At 37.4% G+C, this 13,617-nt stretch carries 12 protein-coding genes; 4 read left to right on the top strand and 8 right to left on the bottom strand.

The genetic code is table 11. From position 1 onward, the window contains the following. Window positions 1–121: 121 nt before the first annotated feature. The 6 genes from H7A25_05665 to aroA all read right to left on the bottom strand — a co-directional run bounded on the left by H7A25_05665 (window position 122) and on the right by aroA (window position 6,349). The gene (locus H7A25_05665; GenBank protein MCP5499368.1) at window positions 122–814 is read right to left on the bottom strand and encodes a hypothetical protein; all 693 of its coding nucleotides are present in this window, start codon (window positions 812–814) and stop codon (window positions 122–124) included. Between the two features lie 233 nt (window positions 815–1,047). Then, window positions 1,048–1,671, bottom strand: coding sequence for a hypothetical protein (locus H7A25_05660; protein MCP5499367.1), 624 nt, complete (start codon window positions 1,669–1,671; stop codon window positions 1,048–1,050). Window positions 1,672–1,834: 163 nt separating this feature from the next. Continuing rightward, window positions 1,835–2,461 (bottom strand): ATP phosphoribosyltransferase, encoded by a 627-nt coding sequence (locus H7A25_05655; GenBank protein ID MCP5499366.1) that lies wholly within the window; start codon window positions 2,459–2,461, stop codon window positions 1,835–1,837. Window positions 2,462–2,463: 2 nt separating this feature from the next. Continuing rightward, window positions 2,464–3,231: a tetratricopeptide repeat protein gene (locus H7A25_05650; GenBank protein ID MCP5499365.1), complete on the bottom strand. Its 768-nt coding sequence runs from the start codon at window positions 3,229–3,231 to the stop codon at window positions 2,464–2,466. A 5-nt stretch (window positions 3,232–3,236) separates the two neighbouring features. Continuing rightward, on the bottom strand, window positions 3,237–4,946 hold the full coding sequence (locus tag H7A25_05645; protein ID MCP5499364.1) for a 30S ribosomal protein S1: 1,710 nt from the start codon (window positions 4,944–4,946) through the stop codon (window positions 3,237–3,239). Window positions 4,947–5,065: 119 nt separating this feature from the next. Next, window positions 5,066–6,349 (bottom strand): 3-phosphoshikimate 1-carboxyvinyltransferase, encoded by a 1,284-nt coding sequence (gene aroA, locus H7A25_05640; protein ID MCP5499363.1) that lies wholly within the window; start codon window positions 6,347–6,349, stop codon window positions 5,066–5,068. A 129-nt stretch (window positions 6,350–6,478) separates the two neighbouring features. On the opposite strand from aroA, the gene H7A25_05635 reads away from it, so the two are divergent. After that, window positions 6,479–7,540, top strand: a complete 1,062-nt coding sequence (locus H7A25_05635; GenBank protein MCP5499362.1) for a FecR domain-containing protein — start codon at window positions 6,479–6,481, stop codon at window positions 7,538–7,540. Window positions 7,541–7,589: 49 nt separating this feature from the next. On the opposite strand, the gene H7A25_05630 is transcribed toward H7A25_05635, so the two are convergent. Further along, the gene (locus tag H7A25_05630; GenBank protein ID MCP5499361.1) at window positions 7,590–8,327 is read right to left on the bottom strand and encodes a hypothetical protein; all 738 of its coding nucleotides are present in this window, start codon (window positions 8,325–8,327) and stop codon (window positions 7,590–7,592) included. 7 nt (window positions 8,328–8,334) lie between these two features. Further along, window positions 8,335–10,227, bottom strand: a complete 1,893-nt coding sequence (locus tag H7A25_05625) for a hypothetical protein (protein ID MCP5499360.1) — start codon at window positions 10,225–10,227, stop codon at window positions 8,335–8,337. A 218-nt stretch (window positions 10,228–10,445) separates the two neighbouring features. Here H7A25_05625 and mazG point away from each other — a divergent pair, with 218 nt between their 5' ends. The 3 genes from mazG (at window position 10,446) to H7A25_05610 (ending at window position 13,613) form a co-directional block, all read left to right on the top strand. After that, the gene (mazG, locus tag H7A25_05620) at window positions 10,446–11,216 is read left to right on the top strand and encodes a nucleoside triphosphate pyrophosphohydrolase (GenBank protein MCP5499359.1); all 771 of its coding nucleotides are present in this window, start codon (window positions 10,446–10,448) and stop codon (window positions 11,214–11,216) included. Beyond that, complete coding sequence (locus H7A25_05615) at window positions 11,183–11,578, top strand: hypothetical protein (GenBank protein ID MCP5499358.1); 396 nt, start codon at window positions 11,183–11,185, stop codon at window positions 11,576–11,578. The genes mazG and H7A25_05615 overlap by 34 nt, the downstream gene beginning before the upstream one ends. An 85-nt stretch (window positions 11,579–11,663) precedes the next feature. Further along, window positions 11,664–13,613 carry an acetoacetate--CoA ligase gene (locus tag H7A25_05610; protein ID MCP5499357.1) on the top strand — a complete coding sequence of 650 codons (1,950 nt, stop codon included), beginning with the start codon at window positions 11,664–11,666 and terminating at the stop codon, window positions 13,611–13,613. Window positions 13,614–13,617: the final 4 nt, after the last annotated feature.

Below are 13,617 nucleotides of genomic sequence, written 5' to 3'. Positions count from 1 at the left end.
AACTGGATCTGAAATAGTAGTACCCCTATAATAATAATTATATTATTCCGTATAAACTCGAAGAAAGCGTAGTGACAGCCTTTTTAGCTGTCAAGTAATTTTCCGATATATACTGATTAAATTAAAATCTTACTTTTTTAATAGAAGCATTCTCAAAAGGTGCTTCTTCCATTGTTTTTAGCATTTTTAAAATTCTACGAGCTTTATTTGCAGAATAATAATAACCTAAATAAAGCTTCCCGCTGGATGTACGTAAAAGCCTACCCTGGAAACTCTGTTTTTTACGGATCAAAAAACGCCCCCATTTATTCGCATCTTCTTTTGAAAACTGCCCCACCTGAATAATAAAGTTCAGGCTATCGGCTCTGGGTGGAAATTTCAAACCGGTTGGAACAGAAGTTTCATTCGGAGAAAGTTTCTTTCTGGGTTCAATCTGCTCTTTTTCTTCTTCAAGGGCGGTTTCTGCTCCGGGAGGGCTAAAAGCAGGTTTTTCAGATTGGCCCACGTTTTTGAAGGTATTTACTTCATTTTTAGCAAATAGACTTTCTTTTTGATCAATTTTCATCCCAACAACAAGACCGGATGTAAAGAAAAGAACAGCTCCTACAAATAAATAGATGAAAGACAGGGGCTGGCTCTGTGGATGAGACTTTCCGCTAATAAGATTCATGATAGAGCTTTTTCCAGTTCCTTCTGCGCTGGCAGGTTGTTGATTATAACTGGAATAAGAATGAAGAGATATTCGTGTTTCGTTTTGTGAAATATGTTTTCGATTGTCTAACTTAATCTGTTTTGAATAATCATAATTTTGCATTAATAAACCCCTGTTTGAATATCGTCAGTCTTCTTCTTTTTTTTATCAAAATATTATTCACATTTGAAAGAAGATGCTGAAAGAATATTAAAGAAACGATTTTATTTCAAGTAAGAGCCTTTTTCAGGCTCCTTACTCAATTGAATTAGAAGCTATTTTGGTTTTTACGGTGTTTTTAATAAAGGGTTATTTTATCGAAAGGCTACTAAAATCAGCCTTTCGATAAGTAAGGGTTATTGACCTTTTTTAGCTCCCATATCCCATTCACCTTCATAAATAACTTTTCCGGTCGAATCAGTAAGTTTTCCGTTTCCATTAAACTTATTATCAGCAAAGCCACCATTATATTTAGAGCCGCCTTTGCTTACCAATTCTCCCTGACCGTCAAATTTATTGGCTTTAAAATCCCCATTGTATTTATGGCCATCTTTAAAATCAAAAGCTCCTTTTCCTTCCAGAGCATCTGATTTAAAATCCCCGCTATATTTATCACCACCATTAAAGGAATAAACCCCTTTTCCCTCAAACTTATCACCTACAAAGTCACCCTCATACACATCGCCATTGAAAAAAGTGAATTTTCCTTTCCCATCGAATTTGCCTTCTTTAAAGGTTCCTTCGTATTTATTTCCATCGGGATACACCATAGTGCCTTCCCCATTTTTACAATCACCTTTTTCACAAATTCCGGTAGCTCTTTTGGCAAGTTCTTCCTTTGCTTTATCAGTAGCTGTATCTACCGCTGCATCCGTTACGTCCCCTGCACCCTCTTCAGCCTTCTGGGCACTTGAGCAATTCACTAAGAACAAAGTACCAGCAAGTAGCAAAGTAATGATAAGTGATCTCTTATTTGACATCATGTATTTCTCCTTATTTGATAGAATAATCGTAAATTACCCTTTAAAAAACAACGATTTATTATTTTAAAAAAACCCTTGATTAGTTCAAGCATAGAAAGTGGATTTCTGGAGTAAAATAGAATAAATTTTTTTGATTATTTTTAAATAAAAATAAACGAACCTAAGCAGCACAAACCGATTGCAATTTTTGGATCAGCTCCAGGCATTCCAGGCGGTTTCTATATAATGCAGAACGATTAAAAAACAGTCTAGCAGTAGAAGGTAATATCACTTCAATTTCAGAAAGGCCATTCGCTCTGAGTGTCTCGCCGCTGGATACAAGGTCTACAATGCAATCAGAAAGTCCACAAAGTGGAGCCAGTTCAATGCTTCCATACAACTTGATGATTTCACAACTTATCCCTTTTGAAAAGAAAAATTGTTTTGTTAAATTAGGGTATTTTGTAGCCACTTTTAACTTATAAAAGTCTCTATCCAAATTAAAATCTTTATGTCCCGCCAGGGACAGTCTACAACGCCCAATCTCAAGAGTTAGAGGAACAATCAGGTCATAAGAACCTTCTTTAAGGGTATCCCAACCTGCAATTCCTGCATCAGCAGCACATTCCTCCACATAGGTAGGAACATCCTGTGGCTTTACAAGAAATATTTTTATGTTTTTCAAAGAATCGGTGTAGGTAAGCTCTCTGGAATCAGGATCCGGAAGTTCACGAATCAGGCCGGCTTTCTGTAAAAGCTCCATGCTTTCATCAGCCATCCTGCCTTTAGGTAAAGCAAGGGTTAACATAATTAACCCCTGTTAATTTTTAAAATAAGATAAGTAGCAAACTTTTTGACTTCAGAAAGTTGGGGGTCTGGTGTTTTGGGATCAAGCTCCAGCACTTTTTTTAGATTCTTAAGAGCTTCTTCCTTATTTGCATTCACAAACTGCAATCTACCTAATTGATACAGACTCCAGGCCTGAAAAACAGGCATTTCCCTGTTTTTACCAATAAGTTGAACCACAGTATTGTAGTTCTGCTGAGCCACTTTTGTATCTCCAGCAGACTCACGATGAGAAGCTGCAATGTATAAATAGAAGGCTTTAAGTTCTACAGGTTGATTAATAGAAGTTGAAGCTTTTTCTAAAAGTTCAGCCGCTTTTTTAAATTCTCCCTTTTCAGCTAAAAGGTCGGATAAAGTTTTAGCTGAACGGAGATCAGCAGATGCCACAGAGTATTCAGAACGGAATTTTTCATACATCTGGATTTTATTATTTATATCTAGAGTAGATTCCTTTTCCAGCTTCAACTCCAGCTCTTCTATAGCAAGAGTTGCCGAATTTTCCCGGTGTCTTTGAACTTCAAAAAAAGAGAGAATAAAAATAATTACAAGAAAGAAGCCCAGAATACCAATAACTATATTTTTCCGGTATTTGGACATAAAATGAGAAAACTTGAGTAAATATAACTCAGAGCGAGGACCTTCAAAGTCTTTAAAAGGATCCTGCTCTTTCTCTTCTTGATGCTTGTAATAAAGTTCGTCTCTGTGTTTTTTCCTGTCGAATTTCTTTGACATTGTAATTAAGAACGTAGACTGGAATTGATAATACTTCCGAGGCTTTCACTGGAAGGAGAATCATCAGACTTGATGTATTTAGACATTTCTTCCCTTTCGAGAGCTTTTGCATAGTCTTTAATTGACAGAGAAATCTTTTTATTTTTCGGTTCAATTTTCAAAACTACGGCCTTAATTACATCTCCTACCTTGTAATTCTCATCAAGGTTTACCTCTTTTCCTTCCGGTATCTGTGAAACGTGAACCAGACCTTCATAACCCGGCTCGATTTCCAGAAATACTCCAAAAGAAACAACACTCTTAACCTTTCCATCCAGTATATGGCCTGGAGGATATTTTTTACGAAGAACTTCGTATGGGTTTTCCTGTAATTGCTTCAAGCCACAGGAAATTCTCTGACCGTAGGTGTCTATGTCTAAGATCTGATATTTAACTTTTTCACCTTTCTTCAAAAGTGTAGTAGGATCTTTTACTTTTTCATCCCAGGTGATATCTCCAACGTGAATTAGACCTTCTATGCCATTTTCGACCTCAACAAAGGCACCATATTTAGTAATACCGGTGATTTTCCCTTCCAGAGCATTTCCAACCTGAACATTGGAACTCAGATTATCCCAGGGATTCGGCATAAGTTGCTTGAGTCCCAGAGAAAGTCTTTTTTTCTCAACATCAATATCTAATACGATAGAGTCTACTTCCTGACCCTTTTTTAGGACTTCTTTCGGATGCGGTGGTTTTTTGGCCCAGGTTAATTCAGAAGTATGAATCAAACCTTCCAGACCTTCTTTTAACTCTACAAAAGCACCAAAATTAGTTAAAGAGGTAACAACCCCTCGAACAATCATATCTTTTTCGAGTTCACGACCGGCCCAAACCCAGGGATCTTCAAACATTTGTTTAATTCCGAGGCTTAAGCGGTTGTTTTCCGGTTCCATTTCAAGTATCATCACTTCTACCTGTTGGTCTACCGCGAAATATTGCTTAAAAGGAGCATACTTCTTATAAGAAATATCATTCTGACGAAGTAAACCCTCAATCCCATCAACGCTACAAAAAACACCAAAGCTTGCCACCTTGGTTACAGTAGCGACAACCCGATCTCCAACCTTATGATTGGCCTGAAGAGCATCCCATTTTTCTTTGTTTATCTCTTCAACAAGCTGTTTTTGGGAAATAACACCGGTCTTGCGTTTGTCATAAAGCTTAATGATCTTAAAATCGAGAATTCTCTTTTTTAAGTCGTCCAACTTCCCGCGGGTAACAAGTTGAGAAATAGGTAGAAAGAGGCTTATATCCCCGTCTACTAACATCCTCACATTATAGCCCTTACGCTTAACTTCTGACTCAATTTTCCCCTCTACCTGAAGATTCTTCGTAAAGGCTTCTTTGATAGACTCCCAACCCTGTCGAAGATCCGCTTCTTTTTTAGAAACGTTATAAATTTCAGAGTCACTTTCCTTATTCTTGATGATAACTGCAACCGTATCACCTATTTCAGGCGGCTCTAAAAACTCGCTTAAGGGGGCTTTCCCGTCAGACTTCTGGCCTATATTAATATAGACCTCCTGGTCGTGGACATCCACAACCTTCCCTGTGATTAACGTACCTTTCTTTAAACTTAAATCAGCATCAAACTGGGGTTGTTCCAGTATTTTTGAAAATGCTGCGTCGAAGGTTTCGTTCTGCTCTATAGAAGTTGGATTTTGTGAACTCAATGCTTTCCGGAACTAGAAATAAATTTGCCCTCTACTAGCTATTCTGTTAGTAAGGACAGTGGATTAACTTTTACAAGTACAACTACATAGGGAAATAAGTCAATACCAAATTGGTAAAATTACAATAAAGAAAGCATTTTTTTAAAATTCGGAAAAGATGTATCTATCCAACTATCCTCATCGATCTGAATTTCTACAGGTAGCAGGGTTTTTAAAATATAAAAACTCATGGCAACCCGGTGATCCATGAAAGACTGAATCAGGCAGGGTTTTAATTCTCTTACCTCGTCGAATTCATAACCATCTTGAAATTCATCTACTTTCAAGCCGAGAGCCCGAAGATTTATCACCATAGAATGTATTCTGTCTGACTCTTTGGCCCGCAATTCTTCTGCATGGCGAATGGAAAAACCCCCTTTGCTAAATAGACCGGCTATGCTCAAAATAGGAATTTCATCTATAATAGAAGGGATTAGGGATTTTGGAATCTCGGTTTTTTTAAGTTCCGAAGGAAGAACTCTCAGGTCTCCAATTTTCTCCCCACACTCTTCCCTTTCTTTCTCGATAAAAATTCTCGCATTCATACTTTTTAGCACTGTAAGAATACCTATCCTGGCGGGATTCAAACCAATATTACGGATAAGAATTTCTCCGGATTTAGCCAGAAGACCGAGAACCATGAAAAAAGCTGCGGAAGAAATATCACCGGGAACTTTAAATTTCGCTCCTTCCAATGTAAAAGGAGGAAGTATTTTAAAACGAAGTGGACTTTCATACTGTATACTGCCTCCCAAAAAACGCAGCATATTTTCTGTATGATCCCTCGAAAGTTCCTCTTCTTCGTATTTTAGTTGTATGTCCGAAGAAATAGCCGAGAGCATCAGACAGGACTTTACCTGGGCACTGGCTATGGGGCTTTTATAAAAGAAATCTTTGAGTTTTTTTCCCTGGATATGCAGAGGTGCCCGACCATCACCCTGTTCCGAACGAATGTCCGCTCCCATGGCCTGTAAAGGTTCGATTATCCGCATCATAGGCCTTTTTCTAAGCGAAGCATCACCCGTCAGAATGCAGGAAACTCCTTCTAATCCTGCCACAAGTCCTGCTGAAAGACGAATTCCCGTCCCGGCGTTTCCAAAATCCAATTCTCCTTTCGGGGATTGCAGGGCTTTTTTCCCGGGACTTTTTATTATATAGATGCCTTCCCGGGTTTTCTCATAACTCAAACCAAGCTGCGAAAAAGATTTCAAAGTATTCAAAGGGTCTTCCGCCTCTAAAAATCCATGAATTTCAGAAGTACCTTTTGCAAGAGCGGAAAATAATACACTTCGGTGGGAAATAGATTTGTCTCCCGGCACACTTACTTCCCAATTTGCGGGAAGCTTCAAATTTGATTCAAGCATAAATACAGGGGATTTTAAGCTTAATAAAGGGTAAAGAAGATTCTACCTGAAAGGATGAAGCCCTAATTTTTTCCGATTGCTAAACAAAGCATTTCACGCAATCATGAATTATAACCTGTAGGAGATGATATGAATATAAATTTATTAAGCTTAGTTCTTATGGTTTTCTTGACTCTATCGAATTGTATAGAACCATTAAAATCAACTGATGATAATCAAACAATGAAAGCTTTCATTGTTTTCACTTTTGGAGACACACAAATAAACCAGAAAACAGTTAAAATGGGAGATATTCTAAAAGAAGGAGAAATTATTATTACAGGTAAACAAACTATCTGTGACTTTCAAATTATCTCTCCGAAATCAGAAGTAGTGATTCGCTTAAGAGAAAATTCGGAAGCATCCTTAATTAATAATGGAGAAAACCGTTTCATCTATTTAAAGAAAGGAGTTATGGATATTAATGTACAAAAAAAAGAAGATAAACTTTATTATCGTACACCTACAGCTATCGCTGCGGTAAGGGCCACAAAATTAAGCCTGCAATATGATAAACAAAAAGGTTCAAGCCTGATTGTATATGAAGGCAAAGTTGCTCTAAACGGAAATATAGAGGTATTAAATAAACCGAAGTATCTGGAACTCCCTGCGGTTAAGAACATTCAGCAATACTTTAAAAGTCGGGAAGTAATTTTACAACAGGGGGAAGAAATATCTCTCGAACACTCCAAACTACAATCTTTTCTTCAAAAATTGGAGATTGTCGAGCTTATAAAAGAAAGCCCAGAAGAGAAAATTACTGAAAAACTAAAAATTTTAAATGAAAAACAGGTCAGTGAAATCCTGCAAAAGGAAAATGATCTCAAGCTGCTTACGGAAAAAACCACATTAACTGCAGAAGTTCTAAATAAAAAACTCTCTGAATTTAAAGAACTCCCTGCGATACCGGCAGAAAAGTTAAGCATGGAAGATAAACTTCAACAGTTAATGAAAGACCGAAATTCGCTTTTAGTTGAAGATTTCGAAAAGAGAATTCAGGAAATAACCGGAAAAACCATTCAAACTGCGGTACTGAAGGATGGTACAAAAATTCGTGGAATTATTTATGAGGAAAAAGCACAGTATAAAATTTATACAATTGAAGGAATAAAAGAAATTCCTAAAAATACTTTTGACACTATAGAATTTTAAAATATAAAGAACATCGTATAAAACGAGAAGCAAGGGGGAATGAAGAATCCTAATCCCCCTGTTCGATGGCAGGTTTATCAGCATCCGGGTGCTTTCGTAAATACTCCTGAACCGTTTTTAGTTTCTTTTCTAACCTCGCAATATGGGTATCTATGATATATTCGAAATTTAATTTTCCTGTGGATATATCATAGCGCTCCGTTTCAAGAGTTCCCAGATCAATATCTTTTAAAATTTTATTGGCTTCGAGGGCCTGTTTCTTTGCATCTGCCCAGAACGGCTTGGCCTGCTTATAAAAACTTAAGGCTGTTTGGAAGGATTTATTTAATTCATGAGCAAAATCGAGGTTATAAAAATATAAATGTCGCTTATCGTATAAAGATCCTATCCTCATATAAGACCTCATAATCTGTAAATTCAGGTGCATAAACAAAAGAAGCCTGTATTTATGATATTCCTCCTCAGACTTCACATGACAGAGAGCATTTCTCGGATGCCGGAATCGGCTTTTCAGTCCTATTTTTAAAAAATAAATATCTTTACGAAGTTCATTTTCTCCGTAATGCATTTTTAAACCGTATAGTTCGTAATAATCTTCTAAAAATTTAGGATCCCATTTATGCAAACGATACGGAACCCATTCTTTAAAACGGGTCTCCGTATGATCTTTCATATTATATTGATAATGATAGCGCATGCCGGGAAAACCGACCTGTGCCGAAAGAGAAAAATAAAATAAAAAGCTAAATATTAAAAAAAACTTATACTTCACGTATTTCCATCCTATTGCGGTATTATTTCTTTTGAGGGTTTATACCCGGAACATAATCGAAGGGTTTACCGGTAAGCCGTGTATAATCTTTCTTCATTTTATCAATTTCCGCCTGTAAACGTTCTTCACCGGCAAGCATTCCCATTACAGTTCCATTTTTAAAAACTGCCGCATAATTATATAAGCACTTCGTAAATTCAAAGATCACATTAAATATGGTACTTCCATTTAAACGGTTTCCGCTCACCAATTTGGCTTTAAAATAAGGAATAAAGCGGGGAGTTTGCCTCATATCCGTAACGGGCGTTATATAAGATCGAAGCATTTCATCTGTTATTTTCCCATCTTTTTCAAATTCCTGAACTGCACGGTGATTGGATAATAAAATATCGAGTTTTCGGGCAAATTTCACAAAAAGATCCGAAGCATCCCGTATAAGCTGGAAGGCTTCTGCTTCTACCTGATCATTATCTACATTGGTGAAATCCAGACTAAATTTATCGAATGTAAGTTGAAAATCAGAATAACGCCTGTTAAAGTTTTCTATTACCGATTGTATTTTTGAAATCTGCTCAATCTCATTAAAAAAAACATTTTTATTCGCGATTAAAATACTCTGGAGTTCTCCGCTTTCTTCAACTCCCACATAATCTTTCAAAACCGGGAAAAAAACAGTTTTTAAGTCCGAAGTCGCCAATTGTAAAAACCAGTGGGGGAAATTTTTAAATTTCCATCTCAGGTTTTCCAGAACTTCTTTTGTGAAATAATAGTTCTGTAAATAGTCATTCACCACATTATTAATAAAGCTAAAGACCAGTTTTCCTGAAGAATCAAAAATAAAATAGCTATTCTTAATCCTTTTTTTAGCGTCCATTTCTATGAGTTTTTCTTTTAAATTCCGTTCCAACCTATCGGTCGTTTCCCGGATTTGTTCAATGACCTCTAAGGAACCCTGGTATTCTTTGGTCTCAATGGGAGGAGCTGCCAGTAAAGAAACTACATTCTCCCAGGAAACCATTTTGTTTTTAGCAACTGTATAATAACCGGAAATCACATCTGTCAATCGCGGTCTATTTTTCTCTAATTCAAGGAGATAATTTAAGGTATAAAAAATTTTCCTGATCTTAGAAGTGAATTTCTCCTCATTTTTTATCAATTCCAAAACACTTTGCAGTATAATTTGTCTCGAATCCTTTTCCCCTACATGCCTTGCGTAGTACATTTGAAGCTTTTTGGAAGCATTTAAAAACTCTTCCGCTGTAACTACATTCTCCACCTTATGCTTTACTTCTAAAAACTCCCTTATAAAGCGACTAAAATTCATGACAAGGTTATAGGTTTTGCGATCCCAGAATCTCCATCCATTGGCTTCGCAGTATTGAAGAGCTATCAGGGTATCCAGGATTCCATCTTCCCTCGCATTTGTAAAAAGAGACTCAGCTTTCGGGCTAATTTTCGGGTGTGAACTGAATATGGGGAAAATAATAGCACCACTGTCATCCGAAAAGTTGCTGATTCTTTCATCCACCCCGAGAACTCGCATCATAAAGCGTTTTAAAAATTCGTAGAAAGAAGAATGTTTTTTTTCTTTTGGAACGATCGGAACAATTGCTGTATTCGGCTTTTTCTGGGGAACTGATTTTTCAATATCGGTATATTCCTGAACCGTATTCCTGCCGGTCTCTTTCTTTTCCTCGTTAGAACGGGAATAATTTCTTTCCAGAGCCTTTTTTCTTTCTTTGTCTTCAAATTCTTTGTCGAGTTTTTTGATAAGATCGATTCGAATGAAGACATCATTACTACGGGTAAGAACCTCGTCGACTTTCCTCTGGTGTTCAGGGCTTCGCTTTTTCTGGTACAAAGCAGCAAAAACCCTATGAGCGTCTGTTCTGGATGTGGTAGCAGAGAGAGACATAGGGATATTATACGTAGTTAAGGTTTTTTATCAACAATAAATTATTGACAAAATAGAAATTCATTCCAAGAGACATAAGCACCCCACACGATTCAGATCGTTTTGTTTTTTCCTACCATAAAACAGGCTCTAAAATCATTTGTAAATAAAAAACCTGAATTCACAATGGTGTTTGAGGTAGGTTAATTTTGGAACAACTCACAAGATTAAAACTCATCATGGCAAACCTGAGGGGGGAAAATGGTTGTAACTGGGATAAAAAACAAACCCATGAATCCCTAATACCCTTTCTTTTGGAAGAAACTTATGAAGTCGTTGATGCAATCTACAAAAAAGATTTTCTCCATTTGAAAGAAGAATTGGGTGATCTTCTCTTCAATATTTACTTCCAGGCGAGAATTGCTGAAGAAGAGAAACACTTTTCCATTAACGATGTAGCAAAAGAAGTTTCTGATAAATTGGTTCGCCGACATCCCCATGTTTTTGAAACGAAAAAAAATATCAGCCCTGAAGAAGTTCGAAAGAATTGGGAAGCCATAAAAAAAGAAGAAAAGAAAGCCAAAAAAACAGACCAGGCCCTTCTATTGGATGCAGTTCCTTCAACATTCCCTTCTCTTCTTCTTGCTGAAAAACTACAGGAAAAAGCTTCCCACGTAGGTTTTGATTGGTCTGATATTTCCGGCCCGGAAGAAAAGCTGAAAGAAGAATTAGAAGAATTGCAGGTTGAGCTAAAAAACTACAAAGAAACAGGAACAGGACAGAATAAATTAGAAGATGAATTCGGAGACGTTCTCTTTAGCCTGGTCAACCTGGCCCGGTTTTGTAAAATTTCCCCGGAAAAAGCCCTGCTCGGAGCCTGTAAGAAATTTCGGGACAGATTTAATTATATAGAAGAACAGTCCCAACAAATGAACCAAAGTCTTGAAGAAATGAGCTTAGAAGAGATGGACAAATTATGGAACGAAGCCAAGAAGAAAGGCATCGCTTAAAAGAAAGTGACTTTGCTATTTTAGAAAAAAAAACCGAAGAACTTATACAGCTTCTTAAGGCAAATCTAATATTACAGGAAAAAGATACTTCTTCCTGGCCAAAACGCTACCTCTGGAAGCATAAAGACTTTTCATATGAATGTATCTTTTCCGGTATGGCCTCACTCAGCCTGCGTCCGGAACCGAAATTGGAAGGCAAAAAAAATCCAGCTCCCATTTTTTATATGAGTCTGGGAAAATACGGGGAAGGTGTTTTTTACTGGGAAGGACCCGACAAAGAAAGAATTGAAATAAATACAGAGTTCTTACTGAAATTAGAAGAAAGAGTTTCTTACTTTGAGAATTTGGAAGAAGGGGTATAAACCCTCATTTCTTCCGGAGAAGCAGGCGAGCCAGTGATGACTCGCCTGGGATTAAAAAAAACAATCGAGGTATTAAAAAACAAGTATGACAGAATCGGATGAAATCCTTTATAGACCCTCACAGGAAATTATAGACAATAGTAATATGACAGTCTTCATGAAGCAGGTCCAGAATAAATATGGAATACATTTCCATGACTACCATTCCCTGCACCGCTGGTCGGTAGAAAACCTTTCAACTTTCTGGAAAGAATTTGTTGAATTCAGTAAGATTCTGTTTGAAAACGAAGGAACAGAAGTCCTAAAGGAAGCTGATACATTTCATAATTCGAAGTGGTTTGAGAATAGTAAAATCAACTTCGCTAAAAATCTACTTCGCTTTAGAGACGAAAAAATTGCTATTTATAATGTCAAAGAAAACGGGGAGATTGATTTTCTTAGTTATGCAGAACTGTATAATAAAGTTCATTCTCTTCAGCTTGAATTAAGAAAACGTGGTTTAAAAAAAGGAGATAGAGTCGCTGCTTACATTCCCAATTGCAAGGAAACCGTAATCGCTATGCTCGCTGTTACCTCTCTCGGTGGGATATGGAGTAGTGCTTCTCCTGACTTTGCCACTCAATCGGTAATCGATAGGTTTAGTCAGATTGAACCAACCTTCCTGTTTACAGCCAATGCCTATTCCTACAGGGGCAAGACATTTCCGATTCTTCCGGGTCTTTCTGAAATCCTGCATAAAATCCCTTCTATACAGGAAGTATTTGTTGTAGATTATTTACCTGTAGACTCTGCTTCTTCTAAACTTTCTTATACACCCTTCTCTTCTTTGATTGGAAAAGATATAAAGGAAGAAATTGAGTTTGCTGAAATCACATTTCAGGATCCGGTTTATATCATGTATTCTTCCGGAACAACCGGATTACCCAAATGTATCGTGCAGGGGCCCGGAGTCTTAATTAACCATCTGAAAGAGCATATCCTGCACACTGATCTGAAACGAGAAGATGTGATTTTCTACTTTAGTACCTGCGGATGGATGATGTGGAATTGGTTAGTTAGTGCCCTCGGTGTAGGTGCAAGCCTGGTCTTATTCGATGGAAATCCCTTTTATCCGCAGCCTTCTGTTCTCTGGAAGCTGGCTGAAAAATTAAAGATTACCGTATTTGGAACATCCGCCAAATACATTGCAGCCTTAGATGATAATTCTTACCACCCCGCTGAAGAATGCAATTTGGATTCACTAAGATGTATTCTTTCTACCGGTTCTCCTCTGCTTCCGGAAAATTTTGATTTTGTCTACAAACATATCAAGAAAAATGTTCAGCTCTCTTCGATCTCCGGTGGAACTGATTTGAACGGTTGCTTTGCCCTTGGAAACCCCATTTTGCCTGTTCTGCGAGGTGAGCTACAGTGCAGGGGACTCGGTATGGATGTGGAGGTCTTTGACGAAGAAGGAAATGCCGTCAAGGAGGAAAAAGGAGAACTGGTTTGTAAAAAACCCTTCCCGTCTATGCCCCTGTATTTTTGGAATGATCCGGATAAAAAAAGATACCTCTCCTCTTACTTCTCACGCTTTGAAAACATCTGGTGCCACGGCGATTTTGCAGAACTCAGCAGATATTCGGGGATGAAGATTTACGGTCGCTCCGATGCAACGTTGAATCCGGGTGGTGTTCGAATCGGTACTGCGGAAATCTATCGTGTATTAGATAATTTTAATGAAATAGAAGACAGTCTTGTTGTAGGAAGAAACACCGGTTCCGATACGGAAATCGTTCTTTTTCTTAAACTAAAGCCTGAACAAACATTGGATGGAAACTTAAAACAAAAAGTGTCGAAACTGATCCGGGAGAAAACTTCTCCGAGACATGTTCCCTCAAAAATTATTCAAGCACCGGATATTCCCTATACTTTGAATATGAAAAAAGTTGAACTGGCAGTTAAGGATATACTGGAAGGAAGAGAAGTCAAAAATGCAGCTTCCTTACAAAATCCTGACTGTTTAGATTTTTATAAAAATCTAAATCTTCAATAAGTAT

Source organism: Leptospiraceae bacterium, assembly GCA_024233835.1.
In the GTDB taxonomy this organism is placed as follows: domain Bacteria; phylum Spirochaetota; class Leptospiria; order Leptospirales; family Leptospiraceae; genus JACKPC01.
Note: the sequence above shows the minus strand (reverse complement) of the source record. Positions and strands in the feature narration are given on the sequence as shown.

What these genes read in the sequence shown, in the direction of transcription:
- H7A25_05665 (MCP5499368.1), bottom strand. Translation starts at nt 814, where the DNA reads ATGCAAAATTATGATTATTCAAAACAGATTAAGTTAGACAATCGAAAA.
- H7A25_05660 (MCP5499367.1), bottom strand. Translation starts at nt 1,671, where the DNA reads ATGTCAAATAAGAGATCACTTATCATTACTTTGCTACTTGCTGGTACT.
- H7A25_05655 (MCP5499366.1), bottom strand. Translation starts at nt 2,461, where the DNA reads ATGTTAACCCTTGCTTTACCTAAAGGCAGGATGGCTGATGAAAGCATG.
- H7A25_05650 (MCP5499365.1), bottom strand. Translation starts at nt 3,231, where the DNA reads ATGTCAAAGAAATTCGACAGGAAAAAACACAGAGACGAACTTTATTAC.
- aroA (MCP5499363.1), bottom strand. Translation starts at nt 6,349, where the DNA reads ATGCTTGAATCAAATTTGAAGCTTCCCGCAAATTGGGAAGTAAGTGTG.
- H7A25_05635 (MCP5499362.1), top strand. Translation starts at nt 6,479, where the DNA reads ATGAATATAAATTTATTAAGCTTAGTTCTTATGGTTTTCTTGACTCTA.
- H7A25_05625 (MCP5499360.1), bottom strand. Translation starts at nt 10,227, where the DNA reads ATGTCTCTCTCTGCTACCACATCCAGAACAGACGCTCATAGGGTTTTT.
- mazG (MCP5499359.1), top strand. Translation starts at nt 10,446, where the DNA reads ATGGCAAACCTGAGGGGGGAAAATGGTTGTAACTGGGATAAAAAACAA.
- H7A25_05615 (MCP5499358.1), top strand. Translation starts at nt 11,183, where the DNA reads ATGGAACGAAGCCAAGAAGAAAGGCATCGCTTAAAAGAAAGTGACTTT.
- H7A25_05610 (MCP5499357.1), top strand. Translation starts at nt 11,664, where the DNA reads ATGACAGAATCGGATGAAATCCTTTATAGACCCTCACAGGAAATTATA.